Source organism: Pseudomonas sp. SWRI92 (assembly GCF_014268685.1).
Taxonomy (GTDB): Bacteria; Pseudomonadota; Gammaproteobacteria; order Pseudomonadales; family Pseudomonadaceae; genus Aquipseudomonas; species Aquipseudomonas marvdashtae.
This window is the reverse complement of sequence record NZ_JABWQY010000002.1, coordinates 98,478-118,157: the sequence shown is the minus strand read 5'-3', so window position 1 is coordinate 118,157 and position 19,680 is coordinate 98,478. Positions and strand designations below refer to the sequence as shown.

The following is a 19,680-nucleotide window of genomic DNA, read 5'->3' as shown; positions in this document are numbered from 1 at the left end:
TCACCCCGGGCAAACCGAGCTTCGCATCAGCCGATAAAAGACCGTTTGGTGATGACCGGCTGGTCAGCGCCTACAAGCCTTTGCGGGTCGGGCTTGACGCGACTGGCACTCAATGAAATGGCAGTTTTTTCGGCATTTTTATGAGCGAGAGCAGTGTGGGATGCCCTTTGGCTTGTGTATGCTCGGGGCTCGTTTCGGATGCACCATGCATCCTTGAATAAGAACAAGAACATCACCTATGACCTTCAATTCCGATCTGGCGGGCCCTTGTGTGGATCCGCGGATCATCTGCAAGCAGTACGCCACGGAAATGGCGGTCGAACGCACAAGGTTGTTGTATCAGGGCTCGCTGCTGCCCACCCTCTTCATGCTGATCAACGGGCTGGTCTGCGCCGCGCTGTTGTGGGAGCCGTCGCGTTATTTCCTGGTGAGTGTGTGGCTGGTCTGGCTGCTGTCACTGGTGGCGCTGCGGGTGATTCAGGTGGCCGCTTTTGATTCGGCGATGCCCAGCCGCCAGGCGCACCCGGTCTGGTTGCGTATGTTTTTGTTGGGCTCAGCCATGACCGGTCTGACGTTGGCGGCTGCCGGCATTGCCCTGGTGCCGGCCGACAGCTTTCAGCAACAGGCATGGGTGTTTGGGCTGATCGGCGCAGCCACCCTCTCGGCCAGCGTCGCTTATGCCGTGAGCCTTCCGGCATTTCTATCCTTTACGCTGCCCTGTCTGCTACCGGCCATCGGTTATCTTTTCTGGGGTGGTGATGAGCATCAGCGCGGATGGGGTTGGCTCGGGCTGATTGTGCTGGTGGCGCTCAGCGTGGTGGCCTGGCAGGTCAACCGAGTGATACGAAATGGAATGTTGCGACGGTTCCAGAATCAGGCACTGATCGAGCATCTGCAGCAGACGCAGGCCCGCAGTTCGCAGCTTAACGAGGCGTTGGGCAGGGAAGTCGAACAACGCCGTTCCGCCGAGGCCCAGCTGCGTACGGCGCAGGTTGGGCTGGAGGCGCGGGTCGAGCAGCGCAGCCTTGAGCTGGAGGCGGCCAGCCAAGCCCTGAGTAAAAGTGAAGCGCGTCTGGCGCTGGCCCTAAAGGCAAGCGAGCTGGGGTTGTGGGATTGGAACCTGCAGACCGATGAAGTCCATCACACCCAACTCAAGGAGCTGTTTGGCCTGGAGCCCGAATACATTACTGCCATGCTCAGTCACCTCACTCCGCGCCTGCATCCTCAGGATCTCCCGGCGCTCAAGCGCGCCCTGATCGAGCATCTCAAAGGGCGCAGCGAGGATTATCAGATCGAATACCGAGTGCGCCATGGGGACGGTCATTGGGTCTGGATCGAAGATCGCGGCCGGGCGGTGGAGCGCAGCGCGAGTGGTCGGGTGCTGCGCATGGTCGGCACCCGGCGAAACATCAGCGCCAGCAAAGAGCTTGAACAACAGCGGCAACTGGCGGCCACGGTATTCGAGGCCGCCAGTGAAGGTATCGTGATTTTCGACCCCAACTACGCGTTGCTTGCGGCCAATCAGGCGTTCACGCGGGTGACGGGCTTCAATATCGCCGACATGCTGGGTTGCAATGTGGTTGATTTGCCGTGCAGTCGCGACGCGCGCCGGCACTATCCGATCATCCGCCAGGCCTTGAAGCAGCACGGCACTTGGCAAGGCGAACTGGTGGAAGCGCGCGCCAACGGCGAGCTCTACCCGCAGTGGCTGCAATTGAACGTTGTGCGAGACCTTCGGGGAAATGTCAGCCATATAGTGGGCTTCTTCGCTGATCTTTCGGCTCGACGCGAGTCCGAAGAGCGGATGCGTTATCTCACCCATTACGATGAGCTGACCGGGTTGGCGAACCGCTCGCTGTTCCGCGAGCGTCTGAACGAAGCCCACCAGCGAGTGCGCCAGGGCGGGCGGCGGAGCCTGGCGTTGCTGCATATCAACCTGGACCGTTTCAAGCTGCTCAACGACAGCCTTGGTCATGACATCGCCGACCAATTACTGCAGAAAATGGCCCGGCGCTTGATCAATGCATTGCCCGAAGCCGACACCATCGCCCGATTGTCCGGCGACGAGTTCGCGGTACTGTTCGACGCCTATGGCAACCTTTCGAGTCTCGCCCGGGTGGCGACCCGGCTGGCGGCCAAGCTGCGCGTGCCGCTGACCGTCGATGGCCACGAGCTGGTGATCAGCGCATCCATCGGCATCAGCCTGTTGCCTGACAATGCGCGGGAAGTTTCCACACTGGTCAGCCAGGCAAACATAGCCATGCAACATGCCAAGCATCTGGGTGGTAATAACTTTCAGTTTTACACCGATAGTTTGCAGGCCAGCACGCTGGAGCGGCTGCAACTGGAAAACCAGTTGCGCAAGGCTCTCGAAGAAAAACAGCTGAAGGTCTTCTATCAGCCCAAGCTGTGCCTGGCGACTGGTCGCCTGAACGGCGCCGAGGCGTTGGTGCGCTGGGACCATCCAACCATGGGTCAAGTCCCACCGGGAGATTTCATTGGCTTGGCTGAAGAGACCGGGCTAATCGGGTCGATTGGTGAGTTCGTGTTGCGCCAGGCCTGTTGGCAGGCATGCGAATGGCAGCGCCAAGGGCTTGCGCCGATCAGGATGTCGGTCAATCTGTCGGTGCACCAATTGCGCCAGGGAAAGCTTGTCAGCCTGGTGCGGCAAGTGCTGGAAGAAACCGGCCTGGAGCCCCAGCACCTGGAGTTGGAGTTGACCGAGAGCCAGTTGCTCGACAGCGTCGAACACATCATTGCCACCTTCCAGCAGCTGCGCGACCTTGGGGTCAAGCTGGCGATCGACGATTTTGGTACTGGCTATTCATCCCTGAGCTATCTCAAGCGCATTCCGGTGGATTACGTGAAGATCGACCAAGCCTTCATTCGTGGGCTAGGGGAGGGTGGAGAAGACGCGGCGATTACACGAGCGATCATTGCAATGGCCCATGGGTTGTCGCTCAAGGTAGTCGCCGAAGGCGTAGAGCGGCAGGAGCAGCTCGACTTCTTGAGAAGTGAGCGCTGCGATGAAGTGCAAGGGTATCTGATCAGCCGCCCCGTGGAAGCCGAGGGGTTGGCTGGGTTGTTACGAGCGCAACACTTGGTTTGAGTTAAGTTAATCATGACGGTAACTTCCCGCCGGACGAAGGAATCGTCTGGCGGGAAGTTATGTACGGGTAATTGCTTAGTCGGTAATCAGAATTTTATCGATGTGCTTCACTAGTACGTTGTCGAAATAGATGTTGACGCCAGTGACGTTGGATGCACCCAGTTCTTTGTATTCGACGTGCTTGTCTGTTACAACTTGCAGCGAGGTTTCGCCGGAGCCTTCCAGACTTAAGTCCAGATTCAAATTAAAGGACTTGTCCTGCTGTTCGCTTCGTTTCAGCGTCGGGATAACGCCGGCATGTGGCACGGTTACGGTGCCGCAGGTACGGAACGACGCAGCGCCTGGCATGCGATCAATTTGTGCGGTCCAATTTTTAGTATTAATAGTAGGTTTAGTAGGTTTAGTATTCATAGTAACTCCTGTAATTAAGTTGATTGCGTCCTGCGGGAATCAATATATACAGTTTGATCTGGGTGTGGGTGAGCGATTAAGGTTTAGGTTGTAACGAGAAGTTGTTGCTTAGAGCATGTAAAAGAATGCCCTGGAGTTGCTGGCTTATTAGCCCGGGTGCGGACTTCTAGATAGCTACCCAGTAGCCAGCCATTAAAGAAATGGTCTTTTCGAAGTTGAAGGCTCAGGTTGCGCCTGAACCCCGCAGGTTTGCAGCGCTGGCGGTTGTGCTACCGCACAAGCTGCTACATCTGACGATCCTCTGCCAAAACAAGGGGCCGCGAGACAATCCAGTTACGTATTGGACAGGCAAAAGGCCAATTCTTGTAGTATAACTACAAGCTTGCTACATCCCGGCACCCGCCCATAACAAGAGTCCAGCCCCTTGAACCTGTTGCAACACATCGCCCAATCACGCCACCTGCTGCGCAAGTCGGAGCTGAAAGTCGCTGATCACGTACTGCTTGATCCGGCGGCCGTGATGCACAGTTCCATGGCTGATCTTGCCCATAGCGTCGGTATCAGCGAACCGACCATCGTGCGTTTTTGCCGGGCCATCGGTTGTTCGGGTTTCCAGGATCTGAAACTCAAGTTGGCGCAGAGCCTGGCGGCTGGTGCGAGCTTCGGCCAGTTTGCCATCCATGAAGACGACTCGGTCGCCGACTACAGCCTGAAGATCTTCGACACGACCCTGCACACGTTGATGGAGGTTCGCGAGAAGCTCGACCCGGTGGCGTTGCAAAAAGCCGTGACGGCCATGTCCCAGGCCCAGCGTGTCGAGTTCTACGGTTTTGGCGCTTCCGGTGCGGTGGCCGCCGATGCACAGCACAAGTTCTTCCGTTTGTTGCTCACCGCAGCGGCGTATTCCGACCCGCACATGCAGGCGATGTCAGCGGTCACGTTGAAACCCACCGATGTGGCGATCTGTATTTCCCAATCGGGGCGTTCCAAGGATCTGTTGATTACCGCGAATCTGGTTCGCGAAAGCGGCGCCTCGTTGATCACCCTGTGCCCGAGCCAGACTCCATTGGCTGAGCTGTCGACGGTGAACCTGGCGATCGATGTGCATGAAGACACCGAAATCTATACACCATTGACCTCGCGCATCGCCCATCTGGTGGTTATCGATGTATTGGCAATGGGCGTGGCCATGGCGCGTGGGCCGAGCCTGGTCAATCATCTGAAGAGTGTGAAGCGAAGCCTTCGCAGCTTGCGATTGTCGCCCAAGTCGGTGAAGGCGCTGGACGACTGAGCGCAGATCCTGGAGCCTCGGGTTCATCTGCGCAAATTCATCGTTCTGTAACCCTCGCGCCGCCAAATCGTCATCCCGCGCCGTCATCTTGAAGCTCCCGTATACGTCTTGGGAGTCTCGACATGACCCAGTCCTACGAAGAACGCAGCGCCGTCAAAACCCGTCGACAGCAGGAAGACCAGCGCCGCATGGCGTTCCGTCGTGCCATCGAAGACCGCTATGAACAGCGCCAGCTTCTGGCACAGATCAGCGAATTTCCTGACGCTGCAGAGTTCAATTACTGGCAGGCAACACCGGCGGCTTCCCGTCGAAACGTTCAACCAGGGCGATGATCTGAGCGCGCTCGCCGCGTACGAACGCCAGGAAGGCATGCGCGACGGGTGACAAGCGCTTCGCCCTGGCCTGCACCAGGCACCAGCTGCGGTACAGCGGCAATTCCTCCACCGGCAACTCAATGAGCGCGCCGGACGATAGTTCCCGGCTTACGGCGTGGCGTGTCAACAGCGCCACGCCCAGCCCGGCTACCACGCATTCGCGCTGGGCCTCCGCCGACGCCACTTCCAGCGTCTGGGTGAAATGCACCCGTTTCTCCTTGAAGTATTCCTCGCAGGCCAGCCGCGTGCCGGACCCTGGTTCGCGCAACAGCAGGGTGTAGGGCTCCAGATCCTGCAATCGCAATGAGCCCATATGGCACAGCGGATGGTCGGGCGGCGCCACGGCGACGATTGGATTGTTGAGGAACGGCAGGAATTCCAGCCCCATGTCCTGAGGCACCATGGACATGATCACCAAGTCGTCACGGTTGTCCGAGAGCCGCCGGATGACTTGACCGCGATTGACCACCGTGAGGTTCAGGTTCACCTCGGGATGCTGGCGCTTGAACGCAGCGAACAGGTGCGGGACGAAATACTTGGCGCTGGATTCCACCGCAAGCTTCAATTGGCCCTGCAGCGAACCCTGCATGTCCGAGAGCTGCATGTCGAGGTTTTCCAGGCGCCCGAAAATGTCACGGCTGGCACGTTGCAGGGCTTCGGCGGCCTCGGTCATGTAGAGTTTTTTGCCGACATATTCGAATAACGGCTGGCCAATCAGCTCTTCCAAAGATCGAATCTGTAGGCTAACGGCCGGTTGTGTGAGAGACATTTCGTCGGCCGCACGGCTGTAGGACCTCAGATCGCACACCTCGTTGAAAATTTGCAGTTGACGCAATGTCATACGCATCAATGACTTACGCATTTTCTAGACTCTTTGGTGTGGGGCGGATAACGCAACTATAAGTCTTTGCTTATGCACGACCCAATAATTATTCATTTTTGTTAATCGACGCCCCGGACTAGTGTGGAGCTGCGACCAATTGTTACATCTGGTCACGCATCGGCCTGAACCTCGGGCCGTGGGTATCACCGGCTCAAGGGAACCTCCAATTGATAACAAAGATCCTGATCGCCAACCGTGGTGAGATTGCCGTCCGCATCGTCCGCGCCTGTGCAGAGATGGGCATCCGCTCGGTCGCGGTCTATTCCGACGCCGACCGCCACGCCTTGCATGTCAAACGTGCGGACGAGGCCCACAGCATTGGCGCCGATCCGCTGGCCGGTTATCTCAACCCACGCAAACTGGTGAACCTGGCGGTGGAAACCGGTTGTGATGCGTTGCATCCCGGCTATGGTTTCCTCTCGGAAAACGCCGAGCTGGCAGACATCTGCGCTGAACGTGGTATCAAATTCATTGGCCCGTCCGCGGAAGTCATTCGCCGCATGGGCGACAAGACCGAAGCGCGCCGCAGCATGATCAAGGCTGGTGTGCCGGTCACGCCGGGGACCGAAGGCAACGTAGCGGGCATCGAAGAGGCGCTGACCGAAGGTGATCGGATTGGTTACCCGGTCATGCTCAAGGCCACGTCCGGCGGCGGTGGCCGTGGCATCCGTCGTTGCAACAGTCGTGAAGAACTCGAACAGGCCTTCCCGCGGGTGATTTCCGAAGCCACCAAGGCGTTCGGTTCGGCGGAAGTGTTCCTGGAAAAATGCATCGTCAATCCCAAGCACATCGAAGCGCAGATCCTGGGCGACAGTTTCGGCAACGTCGTGCACCTGTTCGAACGGGACTGCTCGATCCAGCGCCGCAACCAGAAGCTGATCGAAATCGCCCCGAGCCCGCAGCTGACGCCCGAGCAGCGCGCCTACATCGGTGACTTGTCGGTGCGCGCCGCCAAGGCCGTGGGCTACGAGAATGCCGGCACCGTGGAGTTCCTGCTCGCCGAAGGCGAGGTGTACTTCATGGAGATGAACACCCGAGTGCAGGTGGAACACACCATCACTGAAGAAATCACCGGTATCGACATTGTCCGCGAACAGATCCGCATCGCCTCCGGGCTGCCGCTGTCGGTCAAGCAAGAAGACATCCAGCACCGTGGCTTTGCGTTGCAGTTCCGAATCAACGCCGAAGACCCGAAAAACAATTTCCTGCCCAGCTTCGGCAAGATCACCCGTTATTACGCTCCGGGCGGCCCGGGCGTGCGCACCGACACGGCGATCTACACCGGCTACACCATTCCGCCGTTCTACGATTCGATGTGCCTGAAGCTGGTGGTCTGGGCATTGACCTGGGAAGAAGCGATGGACCGTGGCCTGCGAGCCCTGGATGACATGCGCCTGCAGGGGGTCAAGACCACCGCCGCGTATTACCAGGAGATCCTGCGCAATCCGGAATTCCGCAGCGGCCAGTTCAATACCAGCTTCGTTGAAAGCCACCCTGAACTGACCAACTACTCGATCAAGCGCAAACCCGAAGAGCTGGCCCTGGCCATCGCCGCCGCCATTGCCGCCCACGCAGGCCTGTAAGGAATCATGACAATGTCCAAGAAGATCCACGTAACCGACACAATCCTGCGCGACGCCCACCAATCGCTGCTCGCCACCCGCATGCGCACCGAAGACATGCTGCCGATCTGCGACAAGCTCGACAAAGTCGGCTATTGGTCGCTGGAAGTCTGGGGCGGCGCAACCTTTGACGCGTGCGTGCGCTTTTTGAAAGAAGATCCATGGGAGCGCCTGCGCCAACTGCGCGCGGCGCTGCCCAACACTCGCTTGCAAATGCTCCTGCGCGGCCAGAACCTGCTGGGCTACCGTCATTACAGCGATGACGTGGTCAGGGCGTTTGTCGCCAAGGCTGCGGTCAACGGTATCGATGTGTTCCGTATCTTCGACGCGATGAACGACGTGCGTAACCTGCGCGTTGCCATCGAAGCCGTGAAGGCTGCTGGCAAGCATGCTCAGGGCACCATCGCCTACACCACCAGCCCGGTGCACACCATTGAAGCTTTCGTGGCCCAGGCCAAACAGATGGAAGCCATGGGTTGCGATTCGGTGGCGATCAAGGACATGGCCGGCCTGCTTACGCCGTACGCCACTGGCGAGCTGGTGAAAGCGCTGAAGGCCGAGCAATCGCTGCCGGTGTTCATCCACTCCCACGATACCGCCGGCCTGGCCGCGATGTGCCAACTCAAGGCCATCGAAAACGGTGCCGACCACATTGACACCGCGATCTCCAGCTTCGCCTGGGGCACCAGCCATCCGGGCACCGAATCGATGGTCGCGGCCCTTAAAGGCAGTGAATTCGACACCGGCCTGGACCTGGAACTGCTGCAGGAAATTGGCCTGTATTTCTACGCTGTGCGCAAGAAATACCACCAGTTCGAAAGCGAGTTCACTGCGGTGGATACCCGCGTTCAGGTCAACCAAGTGCCGGGCGGCATGATCTCCAACCTCGCCAACCAGCTCAAAGAGCAGGGCGCGTTGAACCGCATGAACGAAGTACTGGCGGAAATCCCGCGTGTGCGTGAAGACCTCGGCTTCCCGCCGCTGGTGACTCCTACCTCGCAGATCGTGGGTACCCAGGCGTTCTTCAACGTGTTGGCCGGTGAGCGCTACAAGACCATCACCAACGAAGTGAAACTCTATCTGCAGGGTGGCTACGGCAAGGCCCCGGGCGCGGTGAACGAGAAGTTGCGTCGCCAGGCCATCGGCAGTGAAGACGTGATCGACGTCCGTCCCGCCGACCTGCTCAAGCCGGAAATGACCCGGCTGCGTGGAGAGATCGGCGCCTTGGCCAAATCCGAGGAAGACGTGCTGACCTATGCGATGTTTCCGGACATCGGTCGCAAATTCCTCGAGGAACGCGATGCCGGCACCCTGACCCCGGAAGTGCTGCTGCCAATTCCTGAGGCAGGCAGCGTGAGCTCCGCGGGTGGTGAAGGTGTGCCGACCGAGTTCGTCATCGATGTTCACGGTGAAACCTATCGCGTGGATATCACTGGCGTGGGCGTCAAGGCTGAAGGCAAGCGTCACTTCTACCTGTCCATCGATGGCATGCCGGAAGAAGTCGTTTTCGAACCGCTCAATGAATTTGTCGGCGGCGGCAGCAGCAAGCGCAAGCAAGCCACTGCGCCGGGCCACGTCAGCACCACCATGCCGGGCAACATCGTCGATGTGCTGGTCAAGGAGGGCGACATGGTGAAGGCCGGCCAGGCTGTGCTGATCACCGAAGCCATGAAGATGGAAACCGAAGTGCAGGCCGCCATCGCCGGCAAGGTCACCGCCATTCATGTGGCCAAGGGCGACCGGGTCAACCCGGGTGAGATCCTGGTCGAGATCGAAGGCTGACAGAACAGCCTCGATACAACGCTTTAACCTCGGGGGGGCATGTGCTCCCCTTTTTTTGCCTGTCAGAACATCATTCTCCACTGGCCCATGAGTGCACCGTTGCGGTTGTCCTGGCCGGTTTCACCGCTGTAGCTCAATCCCAGGGTGTGACGTGGCGAAACAGCCAGGTCCAGCCCGGCTTGCAACAGCAGGCTGTCTCGGTCCAACTCGACACCTTCGATGGTGTAGGAACTGCCCCCATCAGCCAGACGTTGATCGGAGCTGCCCCTGACATCGCCGTAGCGGTGCTTCCAGCCGATGTCCAGGCGCGGCGTCAAGCGTGTGCCGCGATCAAACAGGAAGGGGCGCACGAGGCGCAAGCCCAAATCGCTGCTGTAGTGGTGCTGTGACTGGCCGTTGTACTGCAACGCAGCGTCCCCGCCTTTTTCGGTATAGCCGTCGCGTTGGTAGCGTTGATAGCCAACTTGGGCATAGGGCTCGATATCGAAATGACCTAAAACCCAGTTGTAGCCAACCTGTCCAAAGACCTGCTGCGTAGTGGCATCGTAGCGGCCTTTCAAACGATCCCTGAAACCGTTGAAGGCTACGTGGCGATTGGTGCTGCCGTCATGATTGCCATAGACAGCGCCCAGACGCAGCGCCAGCGGCCCGTCCTGGCGTAAGGCGTATGCGCCTGCGAGCCAACTGTCCAGGGCACCGTCGAACTGATAACTGTCCAGCCGGGTCTGGGTCTTGCTGCCGATGATGCCCAAGCGCCAATCGGAGCTGATCGCCCAGTCGGTTCCCAGCATCAGGCCCTTTGTCGAATGCTTGAGGGCAAAGCTGCCCAATTGCTTGGCGAGGCTGCCGCTGTTGCCGATGGCCTGGATCCAGACTTGGCCGTTGTCGTATTCGCCCGACGGGGTGTTCCGGCCCATGGCGGAAAGCATTCCGCTGCTGATCGGTGCGACGCTGCTGAGAGTGGAGTTGCCCAGGTCCGCCGTGTCATAACCGCCCAGCTGGTCAATGGCGTCGGCGGCTGTAGCCATATTGGTGCCGAGTAGGGCGTTGATGGCGGCGTTGGGTTTGGGGGCGGTAGCTACTTTCGGTGGTTCGTTAGGATTTGATGTGGGCTGACTGGTTCGCGGCTCGGTGGCGACGGGGCCTGACTGCTTTGGTTCGACCTGTTTCAGGATACTGCCTAAAGCCGCTTGGCCATTTTCAGAGTCGGTGACTTTCGTAGGCGCCACATCCTTGAGCGTAAGGGTCAGTCCTACTTCTGCACCTGTGGTGTAGTCAGGTGTCGCTGTCACGAGGGCCAATTCGTTGATGACCTTCCCAAATTCACCATCGATTTTGGTTGCTTTTATCACGACGTGTTTACTCTGTCCGACGGACTCGCCCGGCAATGACGTGATTTTCAACGTCGCATTGCCTAACGTCGCGGTACCGCCAACCTTTATCGTCGCGCTTCCTTTTTCTGCATCGATTCCGTAAACCAGCATCGCGCTTTTGGAAAACTTGAGATCGTTGGTAATCGAAGGGGCGCCGACTTCAGGACCGACCTCTATCAAACCTGCAACGTCCAGTGCGTCGACCGTCCCGTTGCCGCTGAACTTGGCATTTTTCCCTACAAAAACCGGTCCGGCCACCGTGCCTTGGTTAGTGAACTCGCCAAGAACGTGCACCGCACCGCCGATAGCTCCGGTATTAATCAATTTAGCCTTGGAATCAATCAGGCTGTTTCCGCTGAAAACCCTGCTGTTCGACCATTCGCCTGGCTTTACATGCAGATCCTGGAAGTTGCGTGTTTCAGGCGACTCGCCTCCCTTGGCGTTATCCAGCTGCAAGACATTGATACCACCGCCGCCGTCAGTGATCCCGATGAGTTGGCCGCCGCTTTTTAAAATCACCAGATCGTTATCGTCGCCTTTCGACAGGGCTGCTTCTTGGGCTGTGATGACTTTATCGATCTTCGTATCCTTCGTTGTCGCGAACGCCTTGAGACGAGCCTGCATCTGGGCGGTCGTTTCTACGGAGCGGGCTTGATCGGCAACTGACTGAGCCATCGAAACCTCGGCACAGCCAAGCGCCAAGGCGATCGCCAGAGCGAGGTGGTGGGGCAGGTACACGTGTTGGGTAGGCATCGAGTGCGGCCTCTCATGAAATGAGTCCGCACTTTAGAAATTTCATCCAGGAGACGATGCCAGCCATCTTCTCGCCGTTGGCGAGACATGACGATGGAGCCTGTAGGCTTCTCGTGTTGCGATCACCGCATCGCTGCATTGGCATTCTTGAGAATAGGCTTTTCCCTACACAATCCTCGGACCGTTCCGTTTGACTACGTGTGTGCCATCAACTGCGCTTGAGATAAGCCTTCCCATAATGCCGCTCCATCCGCGCCTGGATCAGCTCCAGCGCAATGGACATCAACCAGTAAATGATCGCCGCCGTAGTCAGCATTTCGATATAGCGATAGCTCGAGCGACCGTAGGATTGCGCCAGAAACATCACCTCCCAGACGCCCATCACCGAGATCAATGAAGAGTCCTTGAGCATGGAGATGAACTGGTTGGTGGTCGGCGGGATGATGGTGCGCATGGCCTGGGGCAGGGTGACGCGCCAGAAGATCACGGTTTCGCCCATGCCCAGCGCCAGCGAGGCTTCGCGTTGGCCGTGGGGCACGCCGAGGATGCCGGCGCGAAAGATTTCGCTCAGGTAGGCGCCGTAGTTCAGCGACAGGGCGATGATTCCGGCGGCAATGGCGCCCGGGACCATGCCCAGTTGTGGCAGACCCAGGTAGATCAGCAGGATCTGGATCAGCAGCGGCGTGCCACGAAAGAACGAGGCGTAGAAACTGGCGATGCCGAACGCCACCGCGCTGCTGGACAGCCGCGCCAGGGCGGTGATGAAACCCAGCAGTGAGGAAGCGAAGATCGAGCACACGCATAGGAACAACGTCAGCACCGCGCCCTGCAAGAAGCCATTGGGCGCCAGATGCACGCCCAGCAGGTTCGGCAGTTTGTCGAGGATGATCGAGAACTTCAGGTCGAAGCTCAGGAAGAAACTCGCGAACAGCACTAACATCGCCGCCCAGGTCAGGTACAACCGGGTGCGAAAACCGAAGATTTTTTGCAGGCGTGACTCAGCCACCGGTGGCGGTGGCTGAGGGGGTGGAAAAGAAGTCATTGGCTGATATCGGCGCCGATCCATTTTTGCGAGAGTTTGCTCAAGGTGCCGTCCTGTTTCAACTGAGCGAAGACTTCACGCACTTTGCTGTTCCACTCGGCGTCACCCTTTTCGATAGCGACCGAGTTGGGCTCGGAATACAGCGCCTCGCCCGCCAGTTTGAAACGCTTGTCTTCGGTCAGGCGTGGCTGCGCGGTCACCAGGTTGGTCAGCACTGCATCCAGGCGCACCCCGGCGCCGAGGCCCAGGTCTTGGAACGCTACGTTGTCGGTGTCGTACGGGGCGATCTGCACGTCCTCGAACGGATAGCTCAGTTGGGTATCTTCAGCGCCTTCGATCACCAGGTTCTTGTTCAGGTAGCTTTCGTAGCTGGAGGCGCTGGTGAGGCCGACTTTCTTGCCGCTCAAGTCCTTGGCGCCGTGAATACTGTCGTCCTTGGCGTTTACCACGATCACCGCTGGCGAGGCGTAGTACTGCACGGGAAAATCGAACACTTCGGCGCGCGCCTTGCTCGGCGTCATGGAGCAGATGCAGATGTCATAGCGCCCGCTCCAGCGACCGGCCGCGATCACGTCCCACGAAGGCGTTTCCAGGCGCAGCTTCACGCCCAGTTTTTCAGCGACTGCCTTGGCGACGTCCACGTCAAAACCATCGAGTTGGTTTTGATCGTTGAGGAACGAGAAGGGTGGATAGCTTTCCATCAACACGCCAACCAGTTCTTTTTTTTGTTCGATGCGGTCCAGCGTGGCGCCGGCGAACGCTTGCGAGGAGGCGCCCAGGAGAGTCAGGCCCAGGGCCAGCAACGGTTGTAATTTCATGTGACGCGCCCTGTTAGAAAAATAAGTTGTAGTTCTCTGAATCGTGCGTATTAAATAGTTATAAGAACGACTCCGGTAGTGAGTATTTTTCATAAGCTTATGAGTGAATCGCATATGGGCGCAGCAACGACAGTCATTCTCGACGGCGGCATGGGCCGTGAACTGCAACGCCGGGGCGCGCCGTTCCGACAGCCCGAGTGGTCGGCCCTGGCCTTGAGCGAAGCGCCCCAGGCGGTAGAAGCCGTGCACGCGGCCTACATTGCCAGCGGCGCCAACGTAATCACGAGCAACAGCTATGCCGTGGTGCCGTTCCACATTGGCGAAGCGCGTTTCGCTGCCGAAGGCCAGGCCTTGGCCGCGCTGGCTGGCGAATTGGCGCAACGGGCGGTACAGGCTTCAGGCAAAGCGGTGCGGGTGGCCGGGTCGCTGCCGCCGCTGTTCGGTTCCTATCGGCCGGATCTGTTCGACGCCTCCCGTGCCAGTGAACTGCTGACGCCCCTGGTGAACGGCCTGGCGCCTCATGTCGATTTGTGGCTGGCCGAGACCCAGAGCTCCACGGTCGAAGCGCGGGCGATTCACGCCGGGCTGCCGAAGGATGGCAAGCCGTTCTGGCTGTCGTTCACCCTCCAAGACGAAGACACTGATGAAGTGCCACGCCTGCGTTCCGGCGAACCGGTGGCGGACGCCGCTGCGGTGGCGGCCGAACTGGGCGTCGAAGTGCTGCTGTTCAACTGCAGCCAACCGGAAGTGATCGGCGCGGCGATCGATGCGGCGCGGGATACCTTCGAACGCCTGGGGGTGAAGATTCACATAGGTGCCTACGCCAACGCCTTCCCGCCGCAACCGAAGGAAGCGACGGCCAACGACGGGCTCGATCCCCTGCGCGAAGACCTCGATCCGCCCGGCTATCTGCAATGGGCGACTGACTGGCACAAGCGTGGCGCCAGCCATCTGGGCGGCTGCTGCGGGATCGGGCCGGAGCACATCGCGGTGTTGGCGCAAAATTTGGTTTGAGTTGCCTGGCGGTCGGCAGGTAAAGGAACAGTGCCGGGTCGACCGCCCATAACACCCCTGCGCCCAACAGCGTGGACATTGGCGGTTACGGTTGCGCCACGCAGCTGTGGCGACGCTATATATATGTATGTCTGCCGCGCCCTTACGACGCGATAGGTTCTGGACTTTCCAACCACAACTTGGACAGTCCAATGCCTTTCGATTCAACAAATGAAACCAGCACGTCGTCGCTACCCAGCGATGTTCGATCCGTCAACGATCAGCAAGCCCTCGCCCAGCCTGACCAGGGCGATGTACAACGTCGCCTATTGGAGCTCCTGGATATCAACCAGGAAAAACTGGTCCGTTTGTTCGCCAAACTCCCAACGTTCGATACGGTGATCAAGAATCTGCTGGTCAGCACCATCAAAGCCGGGATTGCGGCGCAACAATTTCGCGGCTCGCAATTTCCGAACCTGGACCCTGATCACTGCTATGTGAATCACTTTACCGTTGACCCGAACGGTGAGCGTTCACTGACGTCCTCGCTGAGTTTTACTGAGGTGCTATGGGAATGTCTGCTAACGGATAAGCCTCCCATTTTCACCACCGGGGAAGTGGGATTTTTCTCCCGTCCGGATACCGTCGACGAAGTTGACAGTCTGTTTGCGGGCGCGGTGGATGCGCGAATTCTTGGGGCCATGGCGTCTGCCTTTTATATCGCCAACCCCACCACTCAGGACAAAGTGAAGGGGCAATTGCGTGACGAGCTCAAGCTTTTTCACACCAGCCAACATTGGAACGGCTCGCTGGATTCCACTACGCCTTCGACAATGGAAGCGGCGTTCGCCCATCTGCTTTACCAACGGTTTCAACATCTTTTCGACTTGTACAAAGTCGATCAGCCCCCCTCCTCAGAATTAACCCAAAGTGCGCGAACCCAACGGATCGAGGAAGAACGCCTGCTGGATATCATCACGACGCATCCTGATAAGACAGCAAGAAGCCGGTTGATGCGGGCGCCCATCCCACATGTCTATGCCGTCATGCTCGACATGGGAGCCGAGGCATCCCAGACATGGCCCGCGGCGATGGTAATCAAGCGAGTGGATGGGCCGGCGCTGTTTCTTTACTCCCTGGAGGGCGGACTGCAGCGATTCGATTCTTTTCAACAGCTGGTCAATGAAGTGCAGCCTGTCTATGAAGGACGAGTGCACACAATCCGAGATATTTCATCCGAGCTCACCGGGCATGTATTCGATGTCGCGGCACAAGAGCTGCTGGTGGTGCAAAGCGCAGCGCTCGAAAGAGCATTGAATGCACCGCAAAACGCGACGATTGCTGTAAGAGCGTTTGCAAACAACGTCGAGGTTGCGCTGGTTCTGCCAATGCTGTCGCTGGCCGGTCCGCTGCTTTTTCGTATGGCAACAGCGATCGAAAACAACCGGCCCGATTTCTACAAAACCGCGACACGTTTGGAGCGAGCTCATTATCGCCGTTTGGAGGGCAAGGCAATGGACGCGGCCTACCGACTGGGCGGCGGCATTCAGTCGATCGAGCAGTTCGCCCGCCAAAAGATCCGAGCCTATCTTCGGCAAACAGTGCACACCGATATAGATCCCGACCCGGACAAAACAATGATCACGCTTTCTTTCGGGAAAAGCATCGAGCCGAGGAGTTCCCGCACTACCCACTTGACTCAGTTGATGCTCGACAATATCCGTTCGCCTCAGTATCCGAATGCAATGAGAGAGGTATCGAGCGTTTACTTGATTGACGGACATGGCCAACGTATCCGGCACCCGGCCAGCGGTATCCACATTACTTTGGCGGGGGATGAGCTTGCCACGATGGCGACGACGCTCGATGTCGGTGGGAGTTATGAAGTCGTGCTCCGAGACGCACTGAATAAGCCTGGCTACAAAGCGGCGTGGCAGGCAGCGTACCTGGCCAATATAAAGCTCAAGACGTACGAGGCGACGCTCAGAGGAGAAGCGGTGTTCAGGGGCGACGCACTCGATCAGACCCTCAAGCTTGGGAAATCCAGAAAACTGCTCGCTCTCTGGTTGCGGGTCATCGCGGCGTCGCCGTCAGCGGAGGCGCGCCCGCTGGTTTGCGGGCGCCAGGTTCATGTCTACGGTCTTCTGCTGGGAGGAAGCGTGGGTATGGGTGGACAGAACGGGACGATGGGCAACGCGACTAGCATCGACGGCGCACTGATCTTTACCGATCAGCACGGGCCGGTGATCAAGGGGACCGTTGGGGTTTGTTTTCCGGACGCTCCAAAGGGACAAGACCTGCATGAATTCTCTGATTTGAGTGACGGTGTCACAGAGCTGCTGAAACAGGAGGAGTGGCAAACTTATTTCCGTTCGCGCATTGCCAGTGTCGATCAGGAGGAAATAAAAACGCTGCTAGGCCAGCATCGCAGTCGTCCTCTGGTTCGGGGGGCGCTTATCACCGGTGATTTTCTTGAAACCCATCATCGGGCGCACGTTAACTTTCACAGCGCGTACGCGGATCACCGCTCCACCAGCAACCGGGATATACAGCGTGAAACCGCTTTAAGGGTCGGCATGGCGGTGGTCGAAAGCGTGATGGATGTGGTGGGTTTGCTGTTCACGCCTGGCTTTCGATTGCTCAAGCGTGCAGTGGAGGTTGGCTACCGGACATTCAAGACCGGTATCCCAATGGACCTGAAAACGCTGTTGCGTGTGCATAACGTCGCCACTCGCAAAGGACGACGACCTGTTCACGGCCTCATCCTTCCATTGCGGGACCAACCCGTCCTCAAGGCGTTGGCAGTTCCTCAGAACCAGGGGGAAGTGTTGATGGGGCTGCCGTTGGAGGAGGCGCTTTATCGTCGTTATGCCGTGACGGATGAGTCCTTGATTCGGGGCGTTTCGGCGGACGCCCAAGGTTTTTATCGCCCCACCGTGACCGATAATGTTACCGGTAGCGTCACGCGTCCCGTCTACGTACGGCAACCCGACGGGACGGTTTTCCGGGTTCACGATCACACGCGTTTGAACGCCACCGAAGCCACCCTTGTCGATCCGTTGACGGGCTTGAGCATTCGTACCAGCGGTGTGATGAGGAGTACCGTGGCGCGGATGCCCGATGGGGAATGGCGCGCCGTAGGGTTTGGCCAGGGAGGTGGGAAACGTCCGGGAGAGATGACTTCCCAGCCAGGCCCGTCAAAACCGAAGAGACCTGCCGCTTCGTCCCGCGCGGCTTCTGATCTGGTACGCACGCCAGGGGTTTGGGACGAGGAGGTTGTGGACCTGGTCCCTGCAATCATGACTCGCTTGCCGAGTTGGCCGCAGAACCGAAGTTTGCTGATCATGGATGAAATAGCCCCGGAACGTGATTGGTCGGTGCGTTTCACCCCAGGGCATGCTGAAAGCGTTTATCCGATGAGCGCTCATCCGCATAGAGCACGCACCGATATCGTCTTGAGGCGCGTGGCGCGCAATCATTACAGCCTGATCCTGCCGGATCGTGTCGAAACTTTGGACCCGGACGGCGATTGCTTCTTCAATGCTATCGCCCGAGGTTTGAACGAAGGGCAATCGCAAGAAACTTTCTCCACGCAAGGGTTGCGTGATGCCGCGGCCGACTATATCGACCAGCACCCCGAATTGAGTCCATACCTGCCGGTACCACAGGCCACCACTCAACAAGTCCTGCTCAATAGGGCACCGCCGTTGAAATCCCTGTTGGGCCGAGATGCCTTCGGCTTTTTGACGCGGATCGTTCATGGCGGTCCCAACCCGCATGGGTTGTTTCGACCGACCCTGAACTATCTGAGGCTATATGGAGACCGTGTGAACCGTAGTGTCTTGGCTCAAGCGCAAGACACTGACTTACCCCCTCAGAGGTTGGAAGCGATGGGTCACTCTCTGTCACCCCGGGCTCCGGGTCCTCTGGATAGAGGGTACGGGCCTTTATTTTCCTCGGATGAAAAACGGTTCTTTCGCCGCTTTCTACAAGATGTTTTGCTGGAGCCCGTCCAGGGCCGTCACATCGATGAATTGCTCGACGACAGCCAATTTGTACTGAGTCATCACCAACTGCATATCAAGCTCGAGTATGGCGTCACCTCCTGGGAGTTGGCATGGAATCATCCCGTCTCCAGGGAAGGTTATGTCATGTATGACGAGGCCGTTCACGGACATCTCGACGAGGATGAACTTGAGGAAGTGCTGGAGGGTGCGACGCTGGTGACTCGCAATGATCTGGAGGACTTATCGGCCAACATCAAACGGATTACTGGCCGGGACGTCGACAACGATAAAGCGTTGCTGGGGTTGCTGGTCGAATACAACTCAGCGGATGCAACGAGAGATTTATATCGTAGCGCGCTAAGGCGTTTTCCCGATCTACAGAGGCGGGCTGGAATTCTCCTCGAATCCCGGATCATTGCCTTTACCTTGGCCGATAAATTGAGCGTAGCTTTATTTGCCAGTTGGTTGCGCAATCCGGCTATAACCGAGGCACGGCTGCGCATGATTGCCGAGTATGCCAATACTCGCTATGACGAGCTGCTGAGTAATAACCACCTCGATATCGATTGGATGCGACCGTTCAGTGATCGCAACCTACAAAACCTTTTCACTCATCAACAAGCGTTAACGGGCCTCTTGAGGTTTCTTGGAGGCGCCCGGAGCGATGCGGGTGATATTGGCATGCCTGCTGTCGCGGGGTTGTTCAGGTCACCCGATCAGGCTGTTTCAAATACCCGAGTCGCGATGTTATTCAATACCCCGGGGCTTTGGGACTCCCTTCAACTTCTCCCGCAAGACATGGCCCGGCAAATCTGGAACGAACTGATCGGGCCGTATTTCAGCGATGCCAATATTCAACGGACACTCAGGCATCCTGGGGCGCTGGGCTCCGGGTTGAATTTTGCGGTTGCGTTAAGGGACAGCTTGGAGCCCGATGAAGCCCGTGTGAATCTCATTGTTCAGGGGTTGCTGAGCATCGGCCAAGGGCGGGCCCAGCAATACCTGTATAACTTTGATTTTCCAACCAACCGCCTGGGTCATAGCCGTCTGGATTTTGCCTTGTATCTGGAAAACTATCTGACAGTGCCGGAGTGGGCCTGGCAGTATGCGAGAGAAGGCGTGACGCCGGACTCGCTCAGGCCGTTCGGAGCGATGAAAAGACACGATCCTGGCAAACTACGAACCTTGACCACCCCGGACTAAGTTACCCGACCGGTTTGGC

General features: G+C 58.2%; 12 protein-coding genes. 7 read left to right on the top strand and 5 right to left on the bottom strand.

The genetic code is table 11. The features are described from left to right. Nucleotides 1–238 precede the first annotated feature (238 nt). Nucleotides 239–3,109 (top strand): EAL domain-containing protein, encoded by a 2,871-nt coding sequence (locus HU762_RS03850; RefSeq protein WP_186633209.1) that lies wholly within the window; start codon nucleotides 239–241, stop codon nucleotides 3,107–3,109. Between the two features lie 75 nt (nucleotides 3,110–3,184). Here the strand turns inward: HU762_RS03850 and HU762_RS03845 are convergent, their stop codons facing one another. Then, entirely contained in the window at nucleotides 3,185–3,520 is a 336-nt protein-coding gene (locus HU762_RS03845; RefSeq protein ID WP_186633206.1) for a hypothetical protein, read from the bottom strand. Between the two features lie 424 nt (nucleotides 3,521–3,944). Between HU762_RS03845 and hexR the strand changes: the two genes are divergently transcribed. Both hexR and HU762_RS03835 read left to right on the top strand, forming a co-directional pair. Next, a complete protein-coding gene (gene hexR, locus HU762_RS03840) occupies nucleotides 3,945–4,811 on the top strand; it encodes a transcriptional regulator HexR (protein WP_003187110.1) in 867 nt (288 codons plus the stop codon). Between the two features lie 122 nt (nucleotides 4,812–4,933). After that, nucleotides 4,934–5,143 carry a hypothetical protein gene (locus tag HU762_RS03835; RefSeq protein WP_186633203.1) on the top strand — a complete coding sequence of 70 codons (210 nt, stop codon included), beginning with the start codon at nucleotides 4,934–4,936 and terminating at the stop codon, nucleotides 5,141–5,143. Here HU762_RS03835 and HU762_RS03830 read toward each other — a convergent pair. Next, nucleotides 5,085–6,047, bottom strand: coding sequence for a LysR family transcriptional regulator (locus HU762_RS03830; protein WP_186633200.1), 963 nt, complete (start codon nucleotides 6,045–6,047; stop codon nucleotides 5,085–5,087). The genes HU762_RS03835 and HU762_RS03830 overlap by 59 nt on opposite strands. Nucleotides 6,048–6,235: 188 nt before the next feature. On the opposite strand from HU762_RS03830, the gene HU762_RS03825 reads away from it, so the two are divergent. Continuing rightward, nucleotides 6,236–7,651 (top strand): acetyl-CoA carboxylase biotin carboxylase subunit, encoded by a 1,416-nt coding sequence (locus tag HU762_RS03825; protein WP_003187105.1) that lies wholly within the window; start codon nucleotides 6,236–6,238, stop codon nucleotides 7,649–7,651. A 12-nt stretch (nucleotides 7,652–7,663) separates the two neighbouring features. After that, nucleotides 7,664–9,472: a sodium-extruding oxaloacetate decarboxylase subunit alpha gene (gene oadA, locus HU762_RS03820; protein ID WP_186633197.1), complete on the top strand. Its 1,809-nt coding sequence runs from the start codon at nucleotides 7,664–7,666 to the stop codon at nucleotides 9,470–9,472. 62 nt (nucleotides 9,473–9,534) lie between these two features. Here oadA and HU762_RS03815 read toward each other — a convergent pair whose 3' ends face one another. The 3 genes from HU762_RS03815 to HU762_RS03805 form a co-directional block, all read right to left on the bottom strand. Further along, nucleotides 9,535–11,598, bottom strand: a complete 2,064-nt coding sequence (locus tag HU762_RS03815; protein WP_186633194.1) for an autotransporter outer membrane beta-barrel domain-containing protein — start codon at nucleotides 11,596–11,598, stop codon at nucleotides 9,535–9,537. A 208-nt stretch (nucleotides 11,599–11,806) separates the two neighbouring features. Beyond that, nucleotides 11,807–12,640 (bottom strand): amino acid ABC transporter permease, encoded by an 834-nt coding sequence (locus HU762_RS03810; protein ID WP_186633191.1) that lies wholly within the window; start codon nucleotides 12,638–12,640, stop codon nucleotides 11,807–11,809. Then, nucleotides 12,637–13,458 carry an ABC transporter substrate-binding protein gene (locus tag HU762_RS03805; protein WP_186633188.1) on the bottom strand — a complete coding sequence of 274 codons (822 nt, stop codon included), beginning with the start codon at nucleotides 13,456–13,458 and terminating at the stop codon, nucleotides 12,637–12,639. The genes HU762_RS03810 and HU762_RS03805 overlap by 4 nt, the downstream gene beginning before the upstream one ends. A 114-nt stretch (nucleotides 13,459–13,572) precedes the next feature. Between HU762_RS03805 and HU762_RS03800 the strand changes: the two genes are divergently transcribed. Then, complete coding sequence (locus HU762_RS03800; protein ID WP_186633185.1) at nucleotides 13,573–14,472, top strand: homocysteine S-methyltransferase family protein; 900 nt, start codon at nucleotides 13,573–13,575, stop codon at nucleotides 14,470–14,472. Nucleotides 14,473–14,663: 191 nt separating this feature from the next. Beyond that, on the top strand, nucleotides 14,664–19,661 hold the full coding sequence (locus HU762_RS26670) for a DUF6543 domain-containing protein (protein WP_238340348.1): 4,998 nt from the start codon (nucleotides 14,664–14,666) through the stop codon (nucleotides 19,659–19,661). Nucleotides 19,662–19,680 lie beyond the last annotated feature (19 nt).